A 23,366-nucleotide genomic window follows, 5' to 3' on the forward strand; every position below is an offset into this window, starting at 1 on the left:
CCTGGCGGGGAAAGAGCCTTAGTTTACTGATGCCGGATGTGTTTCAACAGTTTGCTCCGCGTCATCCACCTCCGCACTCTGGCGGCGCAGCGCCAGCAGGCGGCAAATCTCTGCGTGCTTTTCTTCCGTGAAGGTAAAGCGGGACATGCACAGCAGGCGAATCAACGACCCGATTGCCGGGAGCAGGCAAATCCCGAAGAACAGGCCATTCAGCACGCTATCGCTCTGGCTTTGTGCTTGCGGAATATAACCTATCATCGTCAGCCAGATGCCAATCAGGCCGCCACCCACTGCGACGGACATTTTTCCGGTGAACGTCTGGCCGGAAAAGGTGATCGCCGCGCAGCGTCGATGGGTATGATATTCAGCGTATTCGATGGTGTCGGCAATCATCGATGAAGTCAGAATGTTGCTCATCATGACAAACAGCGTGCTCAGGCCAAGCAATAAGAACAGCATCGCCACGTGCTGATAGCCGATAAACCACATCACCACGCGAACCACAATATCCAGCGCGCAAAGGATCATAAACAGCTGACGTTTTTGCATATGACGGGTGAGAAGCGGGGCAATCAGGCAGATGACGGCGGCGGCAATCCCCATCACGCCTATCGCCATTTGCAGGCTGCCATCGCCAAGATTGTAGATAAAGAAGTAGATATAAATGCCGTTCGCCACGTTATGAAAGACGCAAAAGAAAAACGACAGCAGAATAATAAACAGCGGCTTATTGTGACGCAGGTTGCGGAAGGTATCGCGAATGGTGACCTTTTCCGGGCTTGGCGGTACGCGCTCTTTGATCTGAAAGAATCCGTTTAACATCAGCGGCAGACCCACCAGCATCATCACCAGCGCAGCCATAAAATAGCCTTTGTCATTGCTGTACTGGGCGAAGAAGGCCGCCAGTTTGGGGAAGAAAATATTAGCACAGGCGATACCGGCGTTAACCCCGAGCATGGCGGCGGTCACCGCGCGGGTACGCTGACCGGAATCGTTAGTCATCACCGATGACATCGACCAGAACGGAATATCGGAAATGGCGTACAGCGTGCCCCACAGTATGTAGGTCACCCCGGCATAAAGGATCTTAGTGGTGAGATCGGCTTCTATTTTGTAAAACGCGAGCAGGGTGACGCCGGTGATTAACAGCGGTGCGATCAGCAGGAAGTGACGAAACTTACCGAAGCGACTGTTTAACGTATCCATGATACTGGCGAACAGCGGGTCGTGAACTGCATCCCAGGCGCGGGCGATCAAAAATATGGTGCTCGCCACGAGGGCGGAGATCCCCAGCACGTCAGTATAAAAATAGTTAATAAACGAACCCACTAAACCAAAGCTAAAACACTGACCTAAACCATAGCCAAAATAGGACCATAACTCGCGAGAAGGTATTTTCATGGTGCTTGCCATCGTGTGTTCCCTCACGCCCCGGCCGCATTGGGTCAGGGCGTCTGTAGAGATAATATTTTTTATGCTTTATTCGGATGCAGGCCAATCCGGCTGAGTTTACGCACCAGCGCCATTTCGGCTTTGGCAAACGGAATGCCGTTTTCGTCAAAAACGTCATGGAACCACAGGCGACAGTAGTCCGGTGAGTTTTTCATCACCACCGGCCATGGCAGCCAGGTCTGGGTTTTTCCGCGCACCAGCCCCCACTGATAGGGGGCAATATTAGCGGCATGCATTAGCGGGAGCTGCTCTTCAATCAGGCTGCCGACATGGCGCGCCAGCCACTCGGTGCAGAACAGCGGCCGTCCGTGCTGTTCGAGCTGGTGGATGATGGCCACCATGCGTGCGGTATTGGTATAGGCGTGAAAGCTGATCACATCAGATAATGCCAGCGCAGTCTGGTCTAAAGGATGTTGATAGAACACCTCGCCTTCGACTTCGTCCGGCAGTTTCCATGCGCAGACGGTGAGTGGCTGCGTCGGATCTTCTTCCCGCACCCAGCGAAACGCCGCCTGCATGAGTTCGAGGGCGTAATGCTCCAGTTTTTCGTCATACAACACTTCGACGGTGCCAGTGGAAAAAATCCCCCGGTTGCCCGGCTCGTTATACAGATCCCAAAGCAGCACGCGGCGGTCGTCGCGGAACTGGCGCACGATATCACGTACGTAACATTCGACTTCAGGCCAGGCATCGCGGTTACAGACGATTTCCCGCCCCGGACTGGCGGCCGCCTGGCTGTTGTGCTTCCCCGGCTCCGGCGCTTTCTGCGGCCCAAGGTAAGGCTCATCGCCGGAGAAACCGCAATCATCCATCAATGTCAGCATGGTGCTAAACCCGCGCTCATCGGCCAGCGTCAGAAACTGGTCGATACGCGCTATGAGCCCGTCGCGATCGTGCTGCCAGACGATAAATGGCAGGTTGATGCGCAGAGAGTTGTAACCCGCCTGCGCCGCCCAGCCAAGCTCGCGGTCAATTGTTGGTGCGTCAAAGGTTTTCGCCTGCCAGATATCCGTCCAGTTCACCGCCGTTGATGGCAGGTAGTTAAAGCCACATAGCCAACCCTGTTGCTGATACCACGTCTGTGCCTGTTCAGGTGTCCATTGTTGTTTCATCATCGCCTCGCTTGCTGATAATAATTAGCTAATAAATATTAGTTGACGTATAAATGAGCAAATAGCGAAGTAAAAAAAAGCGAAGCGAGTCACAATCCTGGTGGGATCAAGGCAAAGAAACGTGAGCGAGAGCGCAGCTGGCGCAAACTGCGGTTATGATGTTGGTTCTGTATGCGAAGGGAAGGGATGATGAAACGCAAAACCAAAGTGACGATGAACGACATCGCCAGAACCGCCGGGGTTTCCCAGGCAACGGTATCGTTGGTGCTCAATCAGTCGCGCAATATTAAACTTAGCGAAGAGACCCGTCAGCGGGTGATTGAGGTGGCGACATCGCTGGGTTATGACCGCTTACCGGCGATTCACTCTCCGCGTAATCAACAAGAGATAGCCCTGCTCATCAGCTCATTGCAGAGTTACGATCCGTTCATTGATGCCATAAGCCAGGCTCGCGAGGCGGCGTGGCGCAATGAAATCCTGCTGACGGTGTATGAATATGGTGATGATGCCGAACTGGCAATCAACATTATTCGCCAGCTGGAAAAGCGCAACTGCGTGGGTATTATTCTTGCCTCTCCGGTGACCACCGTTAGCGATATGTCGCAGTTTCGCGAGTGTACTGAACTGCCGCTAGTGCTGCTTAACCAGCGCGATCCGGATTCCCCGCTGCTGCCGTCCTTTGTTCCGGACGACTATGCCAACGCGTTTCAGGTGACGCGCCATCTAATTAGCCAGGGGGCGCAGCGGGTGGCGCATATTACTGGCGAAGGATGGATGGAAGCGACAAAACAGCGTCTGGCTGGATGGCGTGCGGCGCTGGAGCAGGTGGGGATCGCCGTGCAGAATGAGTGGATTTGTGAAACCAACTGGCAGTTCAGCGAGTCGCACCAGGCCACGCTCAAGCTGCTGGCGCTGGAAACACGTCCCGATGCTATTTTTTGCGCCAGCGACTGGCTGACGATTGGTTGCTATCAGGCGCTGGCAATGCAGGGCATCGCGATCCCTGAGGATATTCTGGTGGCGGGTTATGACGACCAGAAAATTTCTGAACAGCTCACCCCGCCCCTGACCAGTATTCAGTTGCCCTACAGTGAACTGGGACGTCTGGCCGTTGAGTATTTGTGTAACGAGGAAGATGCCGCAACCCACGTGACGCTTGCCGGGCGGCTGAAAACACGGAAATCGAGCCAGCGTTGACACCAACAGAGGCCGTCATGAGACGGCATCTGGCAATATTCAATTTTTATTTCGTTACATCCCCATAATAAAAATATTTATATTTATCGCATTCTTTGATACCAATTTATTGATTTCCTCAAATGATTTGTTTTTAATTTCAAGAAATAAATTGCAGGGTGTGTTTAAATTTTGATCGAGAGCCTGTTTTTATTAAAAAACATATATCTAAATGTGTGATTTTGTAATGGAAAAATAAAAGGCCTCATACCTGGTCTGGCTTTTTATGCAAAATGATGAGAGGCCGTGGTGTGGACATAAAATAAAAAGCATGGTAATTATTTTGTTGCTAATGCAAGACTTTAATTTTTACTAACGCGCTCAACCACTGACTCTCGATAATAGTGAGAAGGAATTTATATGGAAACTCTGTCCAACAACCTTAATTTAAATGACTCAATGGATATTGAACTTAATAACGAGTTGGCTAATCGGCGCGAAAAACTTGTCCACCTGCGTAAGCAGGGTGTCGCTTTCCCTAACGACTTCCGTCGCGACGCGATTTCCCTTGAACTGCATAATAGCTACGATGATGTGGCGAAAGAGGAACTTGAGGCTTTAGAGTTTGAAGTCAGCGTTGCGGGGCGAATGATGACGCAGCGGATTATGGGGAAGGCCTCTTTCGTGACCCTGCAGGATATGGGGGGGAATATTCAGCTCTATGTTTCCAGCGACAACATCTCTGAAGACATCTATAACGACCATTTTAAAAAATGGGATTTAGGCGATATTCTGGGCGCTCGCGGTCGGCTTTTTAAAACAAAAACCGGTGAGTTAACCATTGAGTGCACCGAGATTCGTTTATTAACGAAGGCATTGCGCCCGCTGCCGGATAAATATCACGGTCTGGCCGATCAGGAAACTCGCTATCGTCAACGCTATCTTGATCTGATTGCCAACCCTGAATCCCGACGTACATTCCAGCTGCGGTCAAATATTTTAGCCACCACCCGTAATTTTATGCTGGAGCATGGCTTCATTGAAGTTGAAACGCCAATGATGCAGGTTATCCCTGGCGGTGCTTCCGCCCGTCCGTTTATCACTCATCATAATGCGCTGGATATTGATATATACCTGCGTATCTCCCCTGAGCTTTATCTTAAACGTCTGGTGGTTGGCGGCATGGAGCGGGTTTTTGAGATCAACCGTAACTTTCGTAATGAAGGCATTTCACCGCGGCATAATCCAGAGTTTACGATGATGGAACTCTATATGGCGCATGCCGATTACCAGGACCTGATTACGTTGACAGAGTCGTTGTTCCGCACCGTGGCGATTGAAGTGCTTGGCTCACCCATTGTGGAGTATGGTTCCCAGGATTTTGATTTTGGTAAGCCATTTGCAAAAATGACCATGCGCGAGGCCATCAAAAAATTCCGCCCGGAAACGGATATTAACGATCTTGGCGATGACAGCAAGACCAGAGCGATTGCGGAGTCTCTGGGTATTGAGATAGAGGAAAGCTGGGGAACCGGGCGCATTATCGCGGAAATTTTCGATGAAGTGGCGGAAGCGCACCTTATTCAGCAGACGTTTATTACGGAATATCCTGCGGAAATATCGCCTCTCGCACGCCGTAATGATATTAATCCGCAGTTTACCGACCGCTTCGAATTCTTTATTGGTGGTCGGGAAATCGGCAATGGATTTTCCGAGTTGAATGATGCTGAAGATCAGGCTGAACGCTTTAACGAGCAGGTTGCCGCTAAAGACGCGGGCGATGATGAAGCGATGTTCTACGATGAAGATTACGTGACTGCACTAGAATACGGCCTGCCGCCAACCGCAGGTTTAGGTATTGGTATTGACAGAATGGTGATGTTATTTACCAATTCACACACGATCCGCGATGTGATTCTCTTCCCTGCGCTTCGTCCGATCAAATAAGCGTCCGATAAAAGCCAAACCCACATTTGTGGGTTTGGCTTTTACTCATTATGTTGTTCAACTTTCCGCATCATCAGAGTGAGGCGCATTTTTCAGATGCCGCAAAACGGTATTAAGGCCAATATGCAGCGATCTTGCCGTTGCCCGGCACCCCGTTCCTTGCGTTGCCATATCGACTATCGCCTGACGGATGCCTGGTTTCGAGGCGTTATAACGAAAATCAAGCTGAAATGTTTTTCGGCAATACTTGCAACGATAGCGCTGGACACCCGACGCTGAGTGCCCGTTATTCGTCACACAGTTGGCTTGATGGCAGCGTGGGCAGACTATTTCACTATTCGCCATTGAGCTGTTCTCACGGTTAATATCAAAAACCTCTGAGATTGATGACAAACTTGATTTAGATAAGGTGCCGTATTCTTGTCGGGTGGCACCTGACGCCTTACCCGACCTACAAAACCACCAACACCATCAAGTTATGCACTTTCCGTAGGCCCGGTAAGGCGCTAGCCGCCACCGGGCAATTCCACAAGAACGAACTTTGTCAGCAATCTGACCTCTTCGAAGAGAGGTATATGTATTTATGATTTAATGACATGTCCGTAGGCACGTTTATAACCATCGGCATCTTCCTGGATATAAACCCCCTGTAGTTCAGGTGCGAAGCCCGGCAGCAGGTTAATGCCTTCTTCCAGTGCGAGGAAATAACGTTGAACCGGACCACCCCAAATTTCACCCGGCACCACGCATAGCACCCCTGGCGGATAAGGCAGGGCGCCTTCGGCGGCAATTTGGCCTTCAATATCTTTCAGCGCGACTAGCTCCACGTTACCGCGAACAAACTCCATATTAGCCTGCTGCGGATTCATCGCGACCCGAGGGAAATACTTTTTGCGGAACATCTCTTTTTGCAATTGCTTCACATCGTAGCTGACGTAAAGGTTGTGCATTTCCTGGCACAGTTGGCGCAGGGTATAGCCGCGATAGCGTTCTTCGTGATTGGCATACAGCGCCGGTAAAACCTCTGACACCGGAGCATCCTCTTCCAGCAGGCGTTCGAAGCGAGCAATCTGCGCCACCAGATGACGCATTTTGGCCATATCTTCCGCCGGGGTCAGCAGGAACAGAATCGAGTTGAGATCGCATTTTTCCGGGACGATACCGTTTTCACGCAGGAAATTCGCCAGAATTGTCGCCGGTACGCCAAAGGATTCGTACCTGCCGGTTTCTGTATTAATCCCCGGTGTCGTCAGCATTAACTTGCAGGGATCAACGAAGTACTGATCTTGCGCATAACCTTCAAAGGCGTGCCATTTCTGGCCGGGAATGAAGTTAAAGAAGCGCAGATCGCCGGCCATCACATCGGTGTCGTAATCCTGCCATTTTTTGCCATCAACCATCGGCGGCACAAACGGACGGATGTGCTGACACAGGTTCATAATCAGCTTGCGAGCTTCGATCCCAAACTTCACGCAGTCCAGCCACAGGCGTTTGCCGCTGTCACCTGCGTGCATTTTGGCGTTGACATCAAGGGCGGCGAATAGCGGATAGAACGGGCTGGTGGAGGCGTGCATCATAAACGCATTATTCATGCGTTTATGGCTAACGTAACGCAGCTGCCCTTTGATATGACTATCTTTTTTGTGGATCTGCGAGGTTTGAGAGAAGCCGGCCTGCTGTTTGTGTACCGACTGGGTCACCAGAATGCCCGGATCGTTCTCGTTGAGATCCAGTAGCAATGGCGAACAGTCTTTCATCATGGGAATAAACTGCTCGTAGCCGACCCACGCGGAGTCAAACAAGATGTAGTCGCACAGGTGACCAATCTTATCGACCACCTGACGGGCGTTATAGATGGTGCCGTCGTAGGTACCCAGCTGAATAATCGCCAGACGGAACGGACGCTGTTCGTTAGTGCGCTCCGGCGCGACCTCGTTCACCAGTTTGCGCAGATATTTTTCATCAAAGCAGGGGGAGTCAATACCACCGATAAAGCCAAATGGATTACGCGCCGTTTCCAGATACACCGGCGTTGCCCCGGCCTGCAGCAGCGCGCCGTGGTGGTTAGATTTATGGTTGTTACGATCGAAAAGCACCAGATCGCCCTGTGCCAGCAATGCATTCAGCACCACTTTATTAGAGGACGAGGTACCGTTAAGCACGAAATAGGTTTTGTCAGCGTTGAACACTTTCGCCGCATGCTGTTGCGCCGCGCAGGCGGCACCTTCGTGGATCAGCAGGTCGCCCAGCGCCACGTCAGCATTACACAGATCGGAACGGAAAAGATTTTCGCCAAACCAGTCGAAGAACTGGCGACCGGCAGGATGACGACGATAGAACTGGCCGCCCTGGTGGCCAGGGCAATCGAATGCTGCGTAGCCTTTACTCACATAATCGACCAGCCGGCCAAAGAACGGCGGTAATAATTCGCTCTCATAGCGTTCAGCCGCCGACTCAAGCTGCTTACCATAATATTCGCTGTTGGCGTCACACAGTTCGAAAACGCCCGTCACCCGTGGGAGAATATTGGCGGGCAAGTCATCTTCGCAGCAGGTGGCAACAAACACCGGCAGCCCAAATCCGCAGGCTTCTACCGTCCGCAAAATACCGTTTGTCGCATCTTTAACCGATAACACCACGGCGGATACATCGGTAAAATCGGTATTATGTACATCGCATACATCTCGCTCGCTGGTAAAACAGGAGACGATATCTGAGCTCACTGCAATTTTATTATTAAATTTACTCATAATAGACTCGATAATTAATGGAAAGTATCCCTGGCGCAGACAAAAGGCAACAGTAAGCCGGTGAGCCTATATAGCCCCTTGTGCAAACTATTAATTTCCCCTGCGCCGGGGTTAATTAGATATTTATTGTGGCTTTAATACTTTTACCGTATAGCGGCCATCGCTTTGTCGATAGGCTCCGTGGATATCGGTTTCAAAACCAGGGTAATGCGCCCCGATTTCGCACAGCATCTGCAGGAACTCCAGCACCGGACGACTCTCTTCGGTCAGCATCTCCCCAGGCATGACCAGCGGAACGCCCGGAGGGTATGGCAAAATCATATTGGCGTTAATTCGCCCAATCATCTCCTCCAGATAAACCTCCTCGGTTAGGCCATTAAGCTCAAGCTGGAAAGCACCGTGAGGATTAATCATCATTTCTGGTAGGACTTCAAAAGCATGGAACATTAAATCTGGCAAATTATGTTTCTTGATAAGCTGGTGAATATTTTGCGCCAGTTCCTGAATACGCATTTCTTCGTAAAACGCGGCGCTTCCTGATATAAAGAGGGGAGGATGTTTTTCACCCGCAAGTTTAAATCATAGGCGCGTTTGAAATCGGTCAGGGCGCGCAGCAGGCTCAGCGCTTTGGTTTTATCAATACCGATACTGAACAGGAACAAGAGATTATAGGGGCCCGTTTTTTCGACAATAATACCGTGCTCATCAAGGTACTTCGAAACGATCGACGCCGGGATTCCCATCTCAGCCATGGTTCCATCACCATTCATCCCTGGCGTGAGCAACGTGACCTTGATAGGGTCAAGGTACATATGTTCGCTGTCGATGTTTTTGAAACCATGCCAGCTATCTTTCGCATCCAGTTTCCAGCAGCACTCTTCACTAATGTCATCCGGTTGCCAGACATCAAAGAACCAGCCTTCCGACTGTGAACGCAGCTTTTTGATCTCCTTACGAAAGCGGATCGCCCGCGCAATCGAATCATCAATCAAGCGTTTACCCGCATTGCCCTTCATCATGGCGGCAGAGGTTTCAATTGACGCAACAATCCCATAATGCGGCGAGGTCGATGTGTGCATCATGTAGGCTTCGCTGAAGGTTTCTTCGTTAAAATCACCTTTTATATGGATCATCGATGCCTGGGAGAAAGCGGCTAACAGTTTGTGCGTTGATTGGGTTTCATAAATGATTTTGCCTTCTACGCGCTCGCCGCTCATCCCGCGCAACCCAGAATAGATAGGGCTGAAATTGGTGTAGGGCACCTAGGCTGAGTCAAAGTGGATGGATTTTACATCGAGATTTTTCTTAATGAAATCCGTGTTATAGAGCAGACCGTCGTAGGTTGAGTTGGTCACTACGGCGTGCACCGGCCAGCTGGCATTCGGTGTGTTTTTAACGCGCTGAGCTATGGTTTCGCGGCTAAATTCGCTTTGCGGGATCCCTCCGAGGATGCCGTAGGCATTGCGCGTCGGGCGAAAATAGATAGGTGTGACATCGCTCATCATCATCAGATGCGTTAGCGATTTGTGGCAATTACGATCGATGAGTATGGTGCTCTGTGCGGGCGCTGCGTACATCCCAACAATTTTATTGGCGGTCGAGGTGCCGTTGGTCACCATATAGCTACGTTCTGCATTAAACGTTCGCGCAATATACTCTTCAGCTTCTTTATGCGGGCCGGAGTGATCGAGCAGCGATCCCAATTCAGAAACGGAAATCGAGATATCGGACTTCATGGTGTTCGAACCAAAGAAGTCATAAAACAGACTACCCACGGGTGATTTCTGGAAGGCGGTTCCTCCCATATGTCCAGGCGTACAGAACGTGTATTTACCTTCGCGAACGTAATTAAACAACGCTTTGGTCAACGGCGGCAGGATCTTGTCGATATACTCATCAGTCCCCATTTTCATTTTTTGCGAGATCTCATCAGCCATACCCAATGCATACTCAAAAAATTGGATGTTGAGGCGCAGTTCATTCAATGTGACATCCAGCGTTGAATGTTTATTAGCGAAGGCATATAGCGGCAAATGTTCATTCATTGCGCTAATTTTTTCGCACAAATCCAGACTGTAAATATCCCAATCAAAAATGACCCCGCACAGTCTGGAATTGTTTTCGATAAGCTTCAGTAAATCATCAGCATCGTTGGGATACACGACTTTAAAATCACTCCGCTCTAAAGCCCTGTGGAGTTCTCTGATGGGCTCTTCTTTAAAATAAACGCCCATGTGATTCAGTATGGCAATAACATTCATGACAACTTCCTTTATTTGGCAATTACAGATTCAGATTCTTGCTCTTTGACAAACATGCCCCAGAACGTCCAGCCGGCAAAGGTCACTAATGCTCCCATTAACATGGCATCAGACCCGGACGCATAGAGCGCGTAGAAGCTATAAACTGTCCCCACAAAAGCAATAATGTTGTTAAATTTAACCTGCTTGCCATGGGCTTTAGCGAGGCGCTGCATCGGGATTAATGCCGCCATCGACAGCACATAAGGGACTAAGTTTGTGACAACGGCCAGGTTCACCAGGTTATTAAATTGTTCGTTTAATGAAGGGCTAATGGTCATTAAGGCAAGGACAGTTTGAATGATGCCGAGAATAATCATACCGGCGATCGGCGCATCCGTTTTGCTGACTTTAGAGAATACTTTCGGGAAATAGCCAATGTCCGAAGAGGATTTAAACACCTGGGCAACGGTGAACTGCCAGCCAAGAAGAGAGCCGATACAGGCAATAGTCATTAGCGCCATAATCACTTTACCCACGCCTGAAGTGAAAATAGTCGCGAAGGCTAAACCGAAAGGTGCTGTTGAATGTAATAGATCGGCATTGGGGACGATCCCGGCGATAACGTTAGTCGAGAGAATATAAACGATCGCACAGACTAAAGTGCCGCCGAATACGGCAATCGGTACGTTTTTTTGTGGGTTTTCAACCGCATCCATATTGGCACAGGCTGATTCCAGACCAAGAAATGCCCATAATGTCATAGAGATAGAGGTTGATACCCCAGCGAAGAAGCTCTCATGGCGCGGGTTCCAGGCTTCGGCATAGAGTGACGGATGGAACCAAAACCAACCAAAAAGGCTCAGGCCAACGACAGGGATAATCACGCCCCAGACGGTGACAGAACCAATTCGACCGGTAATTTTTGGACCGCCAAAATTACAAATGGTGGTTATCCATAAAATCACAATCGTTGCGATACAAATTCCCACTGGTGATAACACTACCCCCAGCAGATCGCTGCCGTAGCCCACTGCTGAAATAGCAATCGCAATATTTGCAATCAACAGGCTAATCGCATAGGTGTAGTTCGCAATAAAATTACCTGATTTCCCAAAGGCATATTCTGCATATCCCCCCATGCCTCCGGATTTATTACTTAACAGGCCACATTTCGAAAATGCATAAGCTAAAGCCAAAGAACCGACGGCGGTCACCAGCCAGGACAGAATAGACATTGTGCCAACTTCAGCTAACTTTGTTGGCAACATGATAATACCAGAGCCCATCATGTTAACGGCTGTCAAGATTGTTAGTTGAGTGACACCCATTTTATTGGTGCTAGATTTACTCATTTTTACCTCAATTATATAATCGATATACGCAGGCAAAACATGTTCCATCGTTTTTAACGATGTCGTGTTTACTGCCCAGTTGCATATTTTCTCAGGGAATAATGGCTATCTTTTGATACCGTAAGCTGTTAATCAGGGAATGAAATAAACACCTGTCAAACGTCACTATTCTGCAAGAGAAATTTCCTGCCGATAGTATTCTGTTCGAGAAGGGTCAACTTTTATGACAATAGCCACCCAGATAAATATCCCATAGAGGATATTCACTCAGGCACTATGTTAGCGGAGTGTTATTTAACGATACTGAAAGAAGTGAAAGTCAAAATAATCCCGATGGGAAGGCATCATTATATGCGTCACCCTTCGTATATGCGGCATGTGCCGGCTATTGTTTTCCATAATTAACGCTCGGTTGGTATCAGTGGTCAGCATTATAAAAGCAAAGATAATGGATTCCGTGATAAGAGTCACCAATCATTCAAGTGTTAAATCTGGAAGCATGTGCGCAGTTTTATAATCTCTTTTTAAATATCAATATGAAATGAATGCATTTCATTGTTTATGTGTAAGTGAAAATTTCAAATATCGACTAAAAATTACACTGTTGCGCTATTTTCACGCTATCAAAAAAATCATTGACGCTATTTTATTGCTAATGACGCTGTTTTATTGACGCATTTTAAAATAATTTATTTTTAATTTTGTCGTATCGATCATTATTTTTTCTAAGCATATTGATGCCGATTTATTGGTGTTGATTTCAATTTATTGATTTTCACCTCAGGGCGTGTCCGGCAATAAATTGTCGTAAGTAAAACCATATCCTCCATATGGCAATGAAGGATTATGCTGAATGGCGGATAAGCCTGGGTAATTGAGCTTGCGCACGAAATTCGCGAGGAAAGGGGGGGTAACCGTAGTTTTGTTTTTTCGATGAAGTTGAGGGACTGGCTGGAGGAAGGGAATAGCCCGGCGGTTTTGCCGTCGGGCCCTTGGGTCAGCTATGCGCCTGACAACTACCGGCTTAGAGCCTATCCCAGTAGGCGTTATTGGCGCAGGCAGTTTGGACACGGACAGCGCGGAAGAACCGGAGCGTACACGTAGTACGTGAGGATTCTGAGCACTGCCCAGGTTCAAAGTGGCAAGCAAAATAGCCCTAATGAGATAGGTTCTTACTGACAGTATTGCTTAAGCAGGCCGTATTGCTCGGTGATCAGATGATAGCGATACACCGGACGCCCGGTGGCGCCGTAGTGAATGCTGGTATACAGAATGTTAATTTTCGCCAGCCAAATCAGATACTTACGGCAAGATACCCGAGAAATACTCACCGCTGCCGCCAGTTCGTCGGTGGAAAACTCAATGTCCGGGTGCGCATCGATCCACTGGCAAAGGGTGCGCAGCGTCTGGGAGGTTAAGCCTTTTGGCAGCTTACGCGCATCGGTGGCTTCCGGCGCGCTGCCGTGCAGCAGCCGATCGACATCTGCTTGTTCGTACCAGGGTTGGCCGGTCATCAGCTTGCGCTTTTCGCGCCACGCGGTCAGTGCTTCTTCAAAACGCGGGAACTGAAAGGGTTTGATCAGATAGTCGACTACGCCATAGTGCATAGACGTCTGCACCGTTGTGGCGTCGGCGGCGGAAGTAATCATAATCACATCGATGGCCCGGCCCGAGGCGCGAATGGTGGGCAGCAGATCCAGGCCGCTATCCTGCTGCATATACACATCCAGCAGGACCAGGTCTATCTCCAGATCCTTATCGTCAATCATCTCCCTGGCTTTACTCAGCGTTGACGCCGTGCCGCTGCAGCGAAAGCCGCTGACGCGCGCTACGTACAGGCGGTTCAGTTCGGCTACCATGGCATCATCGTCAACAATTAATACATTTATCACGCGCTTTTCCTCTTACTATCCCAGGGAAGATGAACAAAAAATTGGGTAAACACGCCGGGTTCGGACTCGACGGCCAACGTGCCGCCCAGTTCGTGAAGCTGCTGGCTGGCAAGAAACAGCCCGACGCCGCGATTCTCGCCTTTGGTGGAGAATCCTTTATTAAAAATATCATCAATAATCGCCTGTGGAATACCGGGGCCATCATCGCTGACTTCGCCGCTCAACCAGCCGTTCTGATAGTGTAACAGCAGGCTGACTTCGCCCTCGGCCTGGCCGCTCATAGCATCGAGCGCGTTCTGGATTAAATTGCCCAGCACGGTGATCAGCACGGTTACCTGTTTTTCATTCGGGCTGTCCGGCACCAGGCTCTCTTCGGCAAGCGTGAGGGTAAAACCGCGCTCCCTGGCATGCTGAATTTTGCCGATTAGAAAGCCCGCGACGACCGGCGATTTAATGCGGTTCTGGATTTCACCAATATCCGCCTGATAAGCGTGGGCGGTGTGCAGCACGTACTCTTCCAGCTTGTCGTAACTCTTTATATTCAGCAGGCCGAGAATTACGTGCAGTTTATTCATAAATTCATGTGAGGTGGTGCGCAGGGCGTCAACGTAATTCACCATCCCATCGAGGCGCTGAAGTAGTTGGCTGACTTCGGTTTTATCACGGAAGGTGCTGATTGCGCCGACCACGTCATCCTGGCTGCGCACCGCAACGGTGTTGCTGATCAGCAGAAGACCGTTACAGCCAAGCTCCCGATCGTAAATGGGTTCTCCGGTTTGCAGCACCTCCTGCAAGTCCGCCAGCAGCGGCGTATCGGTGATGTCATTATTAGGGCCGTTAAACAGGATATCGCGCGCGGCGGGGTTAATCAGCGTGACCTGGCCGCCAGCATCTACCGCCACGACGCCCTCTTTTAACGAGTGCAGCATCGCCTGGCGCTGCTGAAACTGGTTGGATATCTCCTGCGGCTCCAGGCCCAACAGAACGCGCTTCAGACCGCGAACCAGACTCCAGGTACCAATGGCGCAAACCAGCGCGCTGAACAGCACGGTCAATATCACATCCCGGCGGCTGGTAGCGATTTGCTGATCAACTTTGCTCAGCGAAATGCCAATCGCCACCACGCCAATTTGCCGGTGGTTATCGTCAAAAACAGGCGTAAAAACCCGCAGCGCCGGGGCCAGTACGCCGTGGTTAACGGCAACGTTCTCTCGACCTTTTAGCGTTGGCAGAATGTCATCGCCAATGAAAGGTTGACCGATAATCTGGCTATTGGGGTGCGAATAGCGGATGCCGTCCATATTGGTGACTACGGCAAACAGCAGCCCATTGCGTTTGGTGGCCGCCAGCGCCAGCGGCTGGATGATATTATTTTGCGGCGACAAGGCCAATCCACGTTTGACTTCGGGGGTATCGGCCAGCGTTCGCGCCACCGCCAGCGCCGTCTCTTTCACACCGTCGCGCGTCGCGCCGCTGATCTGCATAAACCACAGGGCATAAACCAGAATCAGCACCGAGCCAATCACGCTGCCAATCATTAAGGTCACGGCAGTGCTCAGCTTCATATTCATTGGGCGTTTACGCGCGGGCGAAGCCTGCTGAGCTAGTTTGTTCATTCCGACCTCAGGGTAAAACTCATAGAGTGGTATTATCGCTGAACGAAAGGCTTTCATAAAACTGTGTAATAAAAGCAAAATATATTGCGAGCGAGCAGTTGGTGTATATCGGGCAAATCCACTATGGCTTATTTGCCGCATTCAACCCGCAGATAATCGACAAATGCCCGCAGCGGCGACGCCATTTGCTTACGGCTCGGATAGTAAACGTAAAAGCCGGGGAAGGCGGGCGTCCATTCAGGTAGGAGCTGAACCAGCTGCCCTGTCGCTAACCAGCCGTCAACCTGATGAGCAAACTGGTAAGCGATTCCCACTCCCGCCAGTGCGATGGGGGTGAGCATCTCCGGCTCATCGACCACAATTGGCCCTTTGACCGCGATTTCACAACTTTCATTGTCACGTTGAAACTCCCAGCGATAAACGCTGCCATCGCTGGGCCGCCGATAGGTCAAACACCGATGTTGCAATAAATCCTGCGGTTTGTGGGGCCGTGGAGCCTGCGCCAGATAGTGCGGCGAGGCGACCACTTTCATCTCAAGGTCGCCGCTTAGCCTGACGGCAATCATATCCTGATGGAGCTTCTCGCCCAGACGAATTCCGGCATCGAACCCGGCTGAGACGATATCAATCAGGCAATCGTCGGTGACAATATCCAGCTCAATATTGGGATAGCGCTGAATAAAGCCGCCGAGCAGCGGGGACAGATAATGAATGGCGGCGACCCGTGAAACATTGAGCCGCAAACGGCCTGCGGGATTATCGATAGTTTGCGCATCGGTAACCGCTTCCTGGAGGCCCGCTAGCGCCGGAGCGAGCCGCTGCATCATGCGTTTACCTGCTTCGCTTGGCGCGACGCTGCGCGTGGTCCGGTGCAGCAAGCGCACGCCGATACGCTCTTCGAGTCGCCGTATTGTTGCGCTTAAGGTAGAGGTCGTGATGCCAAGATGTGCGGCGGCTCGGGTGAAACTGCCTTGCTCAACGACCATCGCGAAGGCTCTTAATTCAGCAAAATCACTTCCTCGCATTATGTCGGTTTTCCCAAATAGTCCTGTTGATAATTGTTCTATTATCAAACATACCCCTGCTGGTTACCATCCCGTTGAGTGTCATTAACCATCAGGAGCGATCAGCAATGGCGAGATTTACGGCGAAACGAATTTTAGTCACCGGAGCGACAAGCGGTATCGGGCTTGCCGGGGCAAAGATGATTGATAGTGAAGGGGGGTATGTTCTGGCGACGGGGCGCGATCCGCAACGACTGGAGGCACTGTGCAGGCAGCTTTCCGACCGGGCGCGGGTGGTCTATAACGACGCCAGCGACCCGACGACAGGCGAGGTGCTGGCTCGCGAGGCTGAGGATTTTGGCAGACTGGATGGCTTGTGGTTGAATGCCGGCTATGCTGGCGTCGGCGAACCCGCGCAGGTTAATGCGCATAGCTTTGACAGCATGATGGCGGCCAACGTGCGCGGGCCGGTACTGCAATTGGCGGCGCTTGCCGGAGCGCTTAACGCAGGGGCCTCGGTTATTGTGACAGCATCGACGTCGGCTTATGAGGGGGCGGCAGCGGCAAGTCTCTATTCAGCGACGAAAGGGGCGCTAATTTCGCTGACTCGATGCTGGGCATCGGCGCTGGGGCCACAAAACATCCGCGTCAATACTCTGGTTCCCGGGCCGATAGATACCGACTTTCGCCATTTTATGAGCCAGGACTTTCGCCGCGAATTTGAAACATCGGTGGTGAGTCGGCTGGCGCTTAACCGCCAGGGCACGGCGGAAGAAGCGGCAGAAGTGGCGCTATTTCTTCTCTCTGATGCGGCATCGTTCGTCACCGGAAGCCAATATTTTGTCGATGGTGGACTGGCGATGTACTGAGTCTTCATTTGTCCCTGCGTCGCCGCCTTTCTGCAACTCGAATTATTTGGGGTATATAAAGCAATATATTTCTCCGTGATGACGGTTTTTGCTGTTAAATATTCCTTCGCCTAATCTCTGGTTTGCTTTTTTAAGTTAAAAAACCAGGTTAATAATAATTGACTATGTGTGCGAAAGTGTAAATGATATTTTAAAATAAAGTAAAAGTGCGTTAATATGCACCCTCTTATTACACTTGTGCTATGTGATATCTCTATTATGCCTGCAAATAAAAATACGATTATATCTATGACCGCATTAGCGATGTTCGTCAGTTCGGCGACATATGCAAATGACGATACCTCGAAAAAAACCGATTTCCTGTTGATTGGCGGCGGCATTATGAGCGCGTCGCTGGGGACCTGGCTGCACGAATTACAGCCGGAGTGGAAACAGGTGATGGTTGAGAAGTTAGATGGCGTTGCGCTGGAGTCCTCGAACGGCTGGAACAACGCCGGGACCGGGCACTCCGCTAACATGGAGCTGAACTACACGCCGGAACGCCCGGATGGCTCTATCGACGTCAGCAAAGCGCTGGATATTAACGAGCAGTTTATGATCTCCCGTCAGTTCTGGACGGCGCAGGTCAAACGCGGCATTTTGCACGATCCGCATGCATTTATTAATTCCACCCCGCATATGAGTTTCGTCTGGGGTGATAACGTGGATTATCTGCAAAAACGTTATACCGCCTTGCAGCAAACCACTTTATTCCAGGGGATGAAATTCTCCACCGATCACGAGCAAATAAAGCAATGGGCGCCGCTGGTTATGGAAGGTCGCGATCCGCAGCAAAGAGTCGCGGCGACATGGACGCCGGTGGGTACCGACGTTAACTATGGGGAAATAACCCGCCAGCTGATTGGCAGCCTGAAGAAAAATAACAACTTCACGCTGCAAACTTCGTCTGAAGTGACCGATTTTAAACGTAATGCCGATAATTCATGGCATGTGACGATTAAAAATGTGAATAGTGGCGAAGAGCAGGCGATCGATGCTAAATACGTCTTTATCGGCGCTGGCGGCGGCGCGCTGAAATTACTGCAAAAAACCGGTATTCCGGAAGCGGATAACTACGCCGGTTTCCCGGTGGGTGGCTCCTTCCTGATGACCGAAAATCCGGCAGTGACCAAAGAGCATCAGCAAAAAGTCTATGGTCAGGCCTCGGTGGGCGCACCGCCGATGTCGGTACCGCATCTTGATGCCCGTTTCCTCGACGGCAAGCGCGTGGTGCTGTTTGGGCCATTCGCCACCTTCTCAACCAAGTTCCTTAAAAACGGCTCGTTCCTGGATCTGCTGAGCACCACCACCACCGATAACGTGCTGCCGATGACTCACGTTGGTCTGGACAACTTCGACCTGGTGAAATACCTGATTAGCCAGGTTATGTTGAGTGATGATGACCGCTTTGCGGCGTTGAGAGAGTATTACCCAAGTGCACGTAAAGAGGACTGGAAGCTGATTCAGGCCGGCCAGCGCGTGCAGATCATCAAGAAAGATGCAGAAAAGGGCGGCGTGCTGAAGTTGGGTACGGAAGTGGTGGTCGATCAGCAGAAAACCATCTCCGCGCTGCTGGGTGCATCGCCGGGCGCTTCAACCGCCGCGCCAATCACCCTGAATGTGATTAAGCAGATGTTCCCGGAGCAGTTTAACTCCCCGGAATGGCAGAGCCGCATTCGCGATATCGTCCCAAGCTACGGTCAGAAGCTGAACGGCAACGTTGCGCTGACTCAGCAGGTTTGGAATGACACCGCTGCTGCATTGCAGTTGACCAAACCGCCGGTGATCGAGATGAATGCCGCCGCGCCGGTCATGACCGCAAAACCGGCAGAGCCGAAGGCGGAAGCGTCGCCGCAGCACGATATGGCACTCTAAGCCCACGCCTGTGAAATTGCCCGGTGGCGGCTAGCGCCTTACCGGGCCTACGGGATGAGTTCGGGTGTCGTAGATTGGACAAGGCACCGGGTTTGGGTTTTGTAGGTCGGGCAAGGCGCTAGCCGCCGCCCGACAGAAAGGCGAGCACGGTAACCCAAACAAGTTGGCGACTCGACTCCCACGATTAATGAATCTCACTCATAACCTCAATCCCCCTCGCAGGGATTATCCCGCGCGCCTTTCCCGTTAAACTCCTCACTCTCTTCATCGCAATCCCTCTCCTCAACGGAAATAATAATGACTTCACCGCAAACGCGTGCCGCCAGCGGGCCGCTGTTTATTCTGATTCTCAGCGGGCTGATGGCGTTCACCTCGCTCTCAACGGATATCTACCTGCCGGCGATGCCGGTGATGGCTGCCGAATTACAGGGCGATGCCGAACTGACCATTACCGGTTTTCTGATTGGTTTCGCCCTGGCGCAGCTGGTTTGGGGCCCAATTAGCGACCGCCTCGGACGACGAACGCCGCTGTTTATCGGCATGGTACTGTTTATTATTGGTTCTGCTGGCTGTGCGCTGTCGACCACTATCGATCAAATTGTCTTCTGGCGCGTCTTCCAGGCGCTGGGAGCCTGCACCGGACCAATGCTGGCGCGGGCGATGGTGCGCGATCTCTTTGCCCGCAGCCGGGCGGCGCAGATGCTTTCAACCTTAACTATCGTGATGGCTATTGCGCCGATTGCCGGGCCGCTAATCGGCGGGCAGATGATTAAAGTCACCAGTTGGCACGCTATCTTCTGGCTGTTGGCAGTGATTGGCGCGCTGATGTTTATCGCGCTGCGCTGGCTGCCGGAAACCCTGCCGCCGGAACGTCGTCAGCAGGGCTCAATGCTGGGGGCATTTCGCAATTATGGACAGCTATTGAAAAATGCGACTTTTATGCGCTACACCCTGAGCCTGACCTTTTTCTACGTCGCCGCCTATGCCTTTATTACCGGTTCGCCGGATGTCTATATTCGTTACTACGGCGTTGCGCCGCAGCATTACGGCTGGCTGTTCGCGGTGAATATTATTGGGGTTATGGCGATGAGCGTGGTAAACCGCCGTCTGGTTCAGCGCCACGCCCTGAGCTCGCTGCTGAAAATATCGCTGGCGGTTGCCGCGCTAGCCGTCGTGATACTGGCGACGGGCGTCAGGCTGCAAATTGGCGGTATTGGTCTGATAGTGGCCAGCGTGTTCCTCTTTTTCTCGATGAACGGGGTGATTGCCGCCACCTCTACCGCCGCGGCGCTGGATGAGGCAGGGGCGTTTGCTGGCTCGGCCTCCGCGCTGATTGGCTCATTGCAGTACGGCAGCGGGATTATATCTTCGTTACTGCTGGCGTGGCTGCGTGACGGTACGCCATGGACGATGGCGTGGATCATGGCAGCCTTTACCCTTGCCAGCCTGCTGCTGGCCTGGCGAAACCGATAAATTGCACTAATCGATATCCCTGCAGGTTTATCCCTGTTTCGGCTAATACTTCAATCGTTAATTGCGTTTATACTGTCTTGAAATCACAAAAGAAAATGCTAATGAAGACCGAAATGCGGGGCGCAATGCAATGAAAGACGACATTAATCAGGAGATCACCTTCCGCAAGCTGTCGGTTTTTATGATGTTTATGGTAAAGGGCAATATCGCCAGAACCGCAGAGGCGATGCAGCTGAGCGGCGTCAGCGTTCATCGGGCGTTGCACACCCTGGAAGAGGGGGTCGGCTGTCCGCTTTTTATCCATAAAGGACGGAATCTGTTACCGCTCCCGGCGGCGTGGACGCTGCTTGAATACTGCCAGGACGTGATGAGTCTGATGACTCGGGGACTGGAAGCAACGCGCAAAGTGGCGGGCGTTGGACAGGGGCGGCTGCGCATCGGTACGCTTTACTCCCTGACGCTGGAAACCGTGCCGCGCATTATTATGGGCATGAAGCTGCGCCGTCCTGAGCTGGAGCTGGATCTCACTATGGGCTCGAATCAGATGCTGCTGGATATGCTGGAAGATGATGCGCTGGATGCGATTCTGATTGCCACCAACGAAGGTGAGTTCAGCAACTCCGCTTTTGATGTGGTCCCGCTGTTCGAGGATGATATTTTCCTCGCTGCCCCGGCAACGGAGCAACTGGATACCAGCCAACCTGCCGAGCTGCGCGATTACGCTGAGCGTAAGTTTGTCTCGCTGGCGGAAGGGTTTGCCACCTATGCGGGCTTTCAGGATGCGTTTCAGGTAGCCGGATTTGAGCCGGAAATTGTCACCCGGGTTAACGATATCTTTTCAATGATTAGCCTGGTGCAGGCAGGGGTGGGGTTTGCGCTGCTGCCGGGACGCATGAAAAAAGTCTATGAAAACGACGTACAGTTGTTGAAGCTGGCGGAGCCATATCAGATGCGCCAGCTGATTTCGATTGTCTATTCACATCATCGCGAACGCGACGCCGACCTGCTGGCGCTGGCGGCAGAAGGGCGCATGTACGCCCGCAGCCTTAGCCATTAAGCCGGATAGCCAGGTGACGAGCGACTTCCATGCCGCTGCGCTCCAGCGAAATGCTCTCTCCTTGCCAGCCCGCCTGGCGGGTGAGACAGGTCAGAACGCCGCCCGGCGGCATCTCAATTGCCAGCCGCGCTTCGCGCTCATCGGCGGCGACCATCGCCTCCTGCCAGCGCACGGTACGCGCCATATTCAGCGCCAGATCGTCGGCGATTTTCCGCGGGTCCCAGAGCACGCGCGCCGTGGAGCCGCTCAAATACGCGCAGCGTGGGCGCTTGAGCGTGATGGCAGAAAAGGCCTTCGCCAGCTCAGCCGCCGGTTTATCCAGCAGCGCGCAGTGCGACGGTACGCTGACCGCCAGCCGCTGCGCTTTGCTGGCCCCCGCCTTCAGCGCCAGCTGTGCCACTCGCGCCATCTCTTCGTCGCGCCCGGCAATCACTATCTGCGTTTCGGCGTTAAGGTTGGCGATATAAAGCTCGCTGTCGGCAATCAGCTTTTCTACGCTGTCGAGCGTCAGGCCCATAATGGCGGTAAGCCCGTAGCCGTGAGGATAAGCTTGCTCCATTAAATCGCCGCGTAGCACCACCAGACGCAGGGCGTCGGCGAAGTCCAGCGCATCGGCAATCACCGCTGCCGGGAAAGCGCCGATCGACAGGCCGCTGACCATGTCCGGGTTTACGCCCTGGCGCTGAAGCTCCCGCGCCCAGGCAACACCGGTAATTAACAGGCACAACTGCACCGCGCGGGTATGTTGTAACGCGGCGGCGCTATCTAAAATGTCGACTTCATCGCCAAGCACGGCGCGCGCTTCAGCCATAATATTCTGACGGTCGGGGATAGCGGCGAGCATACCTGGATGCTGGTTTCCCTGACCGGGAAAGGTAAAGAGAATTTTCATGCTTCCTCCCTGTTCCACGGCGTCTTGGTAAGACGCGCGCCGTGGGACGTTTTCAGCAGGGCGCGGCCATCGCGCAGCCACTCGTTAAGTGCGAAAGCTCCGGCTGGCGTTTCAACCTGGGTATCCGCCCGGCAGGGCAACTGGGCGACGCGGGATTGCCATTCGAGCAATGCCTCGCGGGCCACAGGCTGCGGGGCGCGAATGAGTAGATCCAGATCGCTGGTGGCGTGGAGAACGGGAATTTCGGTGGCCAGCGCGTAGCCGGTGCTGCCGGTAATGCCCCAACGCCACGGCCAGTCGTGCAGGGTCAGTGAAATAGCCGCCTGTAGCGGCGGCTGAGAGACAAACGGCGAGCGCAGAAGCAGCTGGCGGTCGGCGAGCGTTTCCGGGCTGATGGTACGAACGATATTCTCCATCCGTACCCAGCCCGCCGCCCGCTGTTCGCGCTTCATACCCCGCACGCCCACCGGAATGCGGGCATCGGCATCAACGTCGCGTCGGACCACCACAGGCAGGCTGACTCGCCAGTGCTGGGCGACCCAGAGTTCCTCGGTGGCCTCCAGCGCACGGGCATGATTCAACCAGACTAAATCGTGAGGACGCGGCGTTGATGACAT

The 23,366-nt window shown here is 52.1% G+C and carries 15 protein-coding genes and 2 pseudogenes; 6 read left to right on the forward strand and 11 right to left on the reverse strand.

What is annotated here, in order from left to right; genetic code table 11:
* Positions 1 to 18 precede the first annotated feature (18 nt).
* Entirely contained in the window at positions 19 to 1,413 is a 1,395-nt protein-coding gene (locus ACMYSL_RS13430) for an MFS transporter (protein WP_434663447.1), read from the reverse strand.
* 59 nt (positions 1,414 to 1,472) lie between these two features.
* On the reverse strand, positions 1,473 to 2,564 hold the full coding sequence (locus ACMYSL_RS13435) for a cellulase family glycosylhydrolase (protein ID WP_434664066.1): 1,092 nt from the start codon (positions 2,562 to 2,564) through the stop codon (positions 1,473 to 1,475).
* 189 nt (positions 2,565 to 2,753) lie between these two features.
* Here ACMYSL_RS13435 and ACMYSL_RS13440 point away from each other — a divergent pair, with 189 nt between their 5' ends.
* Both ACMYSL_RS13440 and lysS read left to right on the forward strand, forming a co-directional pair.
* Complete coding sequence (locus ACMYSL_RS13440) at positions 2,754 to 3,761, forward strand: LacI family DNA-binding transcriptional regulator (protein WP_434664068.1); 1,008 nt, start codon at positions 2,754 to 2,756, stop codon at positions 3,759 to 3,761.
* A gap of 438 nt (positions 3,762 to 4,199) precedes the next feature.
* A complete protein-coding gene (gene lysS / locus ACMYSL_RS13445) occupies positions 4,200 to 5,687 on the forward strand; it encodes a lysine--tRNA ligase (protein ID WP_434664070.1) in 1,488 nt (495 codons plus the stop codon).
* A gap of 90 nt (positions 5,688 to 5,777) precedes the next feature.
* Here the strand turns inward: lysS and ACMYSL_RS13450 are convergent.
* The 7 genes and pseudogenes from ACMYSL_RS13450 to ACMYSL_RS13480 all read right to left on the reverse strand — a co-directional run.
* Positions 5,778 to 6,032, reverse strand: a pseudogene (locus tag ACMYSL_RS13450) (IS1-like element transposase); the annotation flags it as partial.
* A 236-nt stretch (positions 6,033 to 6,268) separates the two neighbouring features.
* A complete protein-coding gene (gene speF / locus ACMYSL_RS13455) occupies positions 6,269 to 8,437 on the reverse strand; it encodes an ornithine decarboxylase SpeF (RefSeq protein WP_434663449.1) in 2,169 nt (722 codons plus the stop codon).
* A 123-nt stretch (positions 8,438 to 8,560) separates the two neighbouring features.
* A pseudogene (gene cadA, locus ACMYSL_RS13460) lies at positions 8,561 to 10,698 on the reverse strand (lysine decarboxylase).
* An 11-nt stretch (positions 10,699 to 10,709) separates the two neighbouring features.
* Positions 10,710 to 12,032, reverse strand: coding sequence for a putrescine-ornithine antiporter (gene potE / locus ACMYSL_RS13465; protein ID WP_434663452.1), 1,323 nt, complete (start codon positions 12,030 to 12,032; stop codon positions 10,710 to 10,712).
* 1,172 nt (positions 12,033 to 13,204) lie between these two features.
* Positions 13,205 to 13,924 carry a two-component system response regulator DcuR gene (dcuR, locus tag ACMYSL_RS13470; RefSeq protein ID WP_434663454.1) on the reverse strand — a complete coding sequence of 240 codons (720 nt, stop codon included), beginning with the start codon at positions 13,922 to 13,924 and terminating at the stop codon, positions 13,205 to 13,207.
* On the reverse strand, positions 13,921 to 15,540 hold the full coding sequence (locus ACMYSL_RS13475) for a sensor histidine kinase (RefSeq protein ID WP_434663456.1): 1,620 nt from the start codon (positions 15,538 to 15,540) through the stop codon (positions 13,921 to 13,923). Before ACMYSL_RS13475 ends, dcuR begins: the two co-directional genes overlap by 4 nt.
* Before the next feature lie 128 nt (positions 15,541 to 15,668).
* Positions 15,669 to 16,565, reverse strand: a complete 897-nt coding sequence (locus ACMYSL_RS13480; protein WP_304259523.1) for a LysR family transcriptional regulator — start codon at positions 16,563 to 16,565, stop codon at positions 15,669 to 15,671.
* Between the two features lie 107 nt (positions 16,566 to 16,672).
* On the opposite strand from ACMYSL_RS13480, the gene ACMYSL_RS13485 reads away from it, so the two are divergent.
* The 4 genes from ACMYSL_RS13485 (at position 16,673) to ACMYSL_RS13500 (ending at position 21,857) form a co-directional block, all read left to right on the forward strand.
* Positions 16,673 to 17,413: an SDR family NAD(P)-dependent oxidoreductase gene (locus ACMYSL_RS13485; protein ID WP_434663459.1), complete on the forward strand. Its 741-nt coding sequence runs from the start codon at positions 16,673 to 16,675 to the stop codon at positions 17,411 to 17,413.
* Positions 17,414 to 17,716: 303 nt separating this feature from the next.
* Entirely contained in the window at positions 17,717 to 19,327 is a 1,611-nt protein-coding gene (gene mqo / locus ACMYSL_RS13490) for a malate dehydrogenase (quinone) (RefSeq protein ID WP_434664072.1), read from the forward strand.
* Positions 19,328 to 19,624: 297 nt separating this feature from the next.
* On the forward strand, positions 19,625 to 20,800 hold the full coding sequence (locus ACMYSL_RS13495; protein WP_434663462.1) for a multidrug effflux MFS transporter: 1,176 nt from the start codon (positions 19,625 to 19,627) through the stop codon (positions 20,798 to 20,800).
* Between the two features lie 130 nt (positions 20,801 to 20,930).
* Complete coding sequence (locus tag ACMYSL_RS13500) at positions 20,931 to 21,857, forward strand: LysR family transcriptional regulator (RefSeq protein ID WP_181486056.1); 927 nt, start codon at positions 20,931 to 20,933, stop codon at positions 21,855 to 21,857.
* Here ACMYSL_RS13500 and mdcH read toward each other — a convergent pair.
* Together mdcH and ACMYSL_RS13510 are read right to left on the reverse strand one after the other, a co-directional pair.
* The gene (gene mdcH, locus ACMYSL_RS13505) at positions 21,847 to 22,749 is read right to left on the reverse strand and encodes a malonate decarboxylase subunit epsilon (protein WP_434663467.1); all 903 of its coding nucleotides are present in this window, start codon (positions 22,747 to 22,749) and stop codon (positions 21,847 to 21,849) included. The genes ACMYSL_RS13500 and mdcH overlap by 11 nt on opposite strands.
* Positions 22,746 to 23,366 carry a malonate decarboxylase holo-ACP synthase gene (locus ACMYSL_RS13510; RefSeq protein ID WP_434663470.1) on the reverse strand — a complete coding sequence of 207 codons (621 nt, stop codon included), beginning with the start codon at positions 23,364 to 23,366 and terminating at the stop codon, positions 22,746 to 22,748. The genes mdcH and ACMYSL_RS13510 overlap by 4 nt, the downstream gene beginning before the upstream one ends.

Source organism: Klebsiella sp. MISC125 (genome assembly GCF_051131775.1).
Taxonomy (GTDB): Bacteria; Pseudomonadota; Gammaproteobacteria; order Enterobacterales; family Enterobacteriaceae; genus Klebsiella.

Excerpts from the sequence above, each read along its gene's own strand:
- ACMYSL_RS13500 (WP_181486056.1), top strand. The coding sequence starts at position 20,931 with ATGAAAGACGACATTAATCAGGAGATCACCTTCCGCAAGCTGTCGGTT.
- ACMYSL_RS13495 (WP_434663462.1), top strand. The coding sequence starts at position 19,625 with ATGACTTCACCGCAAACGCGTGCCGCCAGCGGGCCGCTGTTTATTCTG.
- ACMYSL_RS13485 (WP_434663459.1), top strand. The coding sequence starts at position 16,673 with ATGGCGAGATTTACGGCGAAACGAATTTTAGTCACCGGAGCGACAAGC.
- ACMYSL_RS13435 (WP_434664066.1), bottom strand. The coding sequence starts at position 2,564 with ATGAAACAACAATGGACACCTGAACAGGCACAGACGTGGTATCAGCAA.
- mdcH (WP_434663467.1), bottom strand. The coding sequence starts at position 22,749 with ATGAAAATTCTCTTTACCTTTCCCGGTCAGGGAAACCAGCATCCAGGT.
- ACMYSL_RS13440 (WP_434664068.1), top strand. The coding sequence starts at position 2,754 with ATGAAACGCAAAACCAAAGTGACGATGAACGACATCGCCAGAACCGCC.
- potE (WP_434663452.1), bottom strand. The coding sequence starts at position 12,032 with ATGAGTAAATCTAGCACCAATAAAATGGGTGTCACTCAACTAACAATC.
- ACMYSL_RS13480 (WP_304259523.1), bottom strand. The coding sequence starts at position 16,565 with ATGCGAGGAAGTGATTTTGCTGAATTAAGAGCCTTCGCGATGGTCGTT.
- lysS (WP_434664070.1), top strand. The coding sequence starts at position 4,200 with ATGGATATTGAACTTAATAACGAGTTGGCTAATCGGCGCGAAAAACTT.
- ACMYSL_RS13510 (WP_434663470.1), bottom strand. The coding sequence starts at position 23,366 with ATGTCATCAACGCCGCGTCCTCACGATTTAGTCTGGTTGAATCATGCC.
- mqo (WP_434664072.1), top strand. The coding sequence starts at position 17,717 with ATGTTCGTCAGTTCGGCGACATATGCAAATGACGATACCTCGAAAAAA.
- ACMYSL_RS13430 (WP_434663447.1), bottom strand. The coding sequence starts at position 1,413 with ATGGCAAGCACCATGAAAATACCTTCTCGCGAGTTATGGTCCTATTTT.
- speF (WP_434663449.1), bottom strand. The coding sequence starts at position 8,437 with ATGAGTAAATTTAATAATAAAATTGCAGTGAGCTCAGATATCGTCTCC.
- ACMYSL_RS13475 (WP_434663456.1), bottom strand. The coding sequence starts at position 15,540 with ATGAACAAACTAGCTCAGCAGGCTTCGCCCGCGCGTAAACGCCCAATG.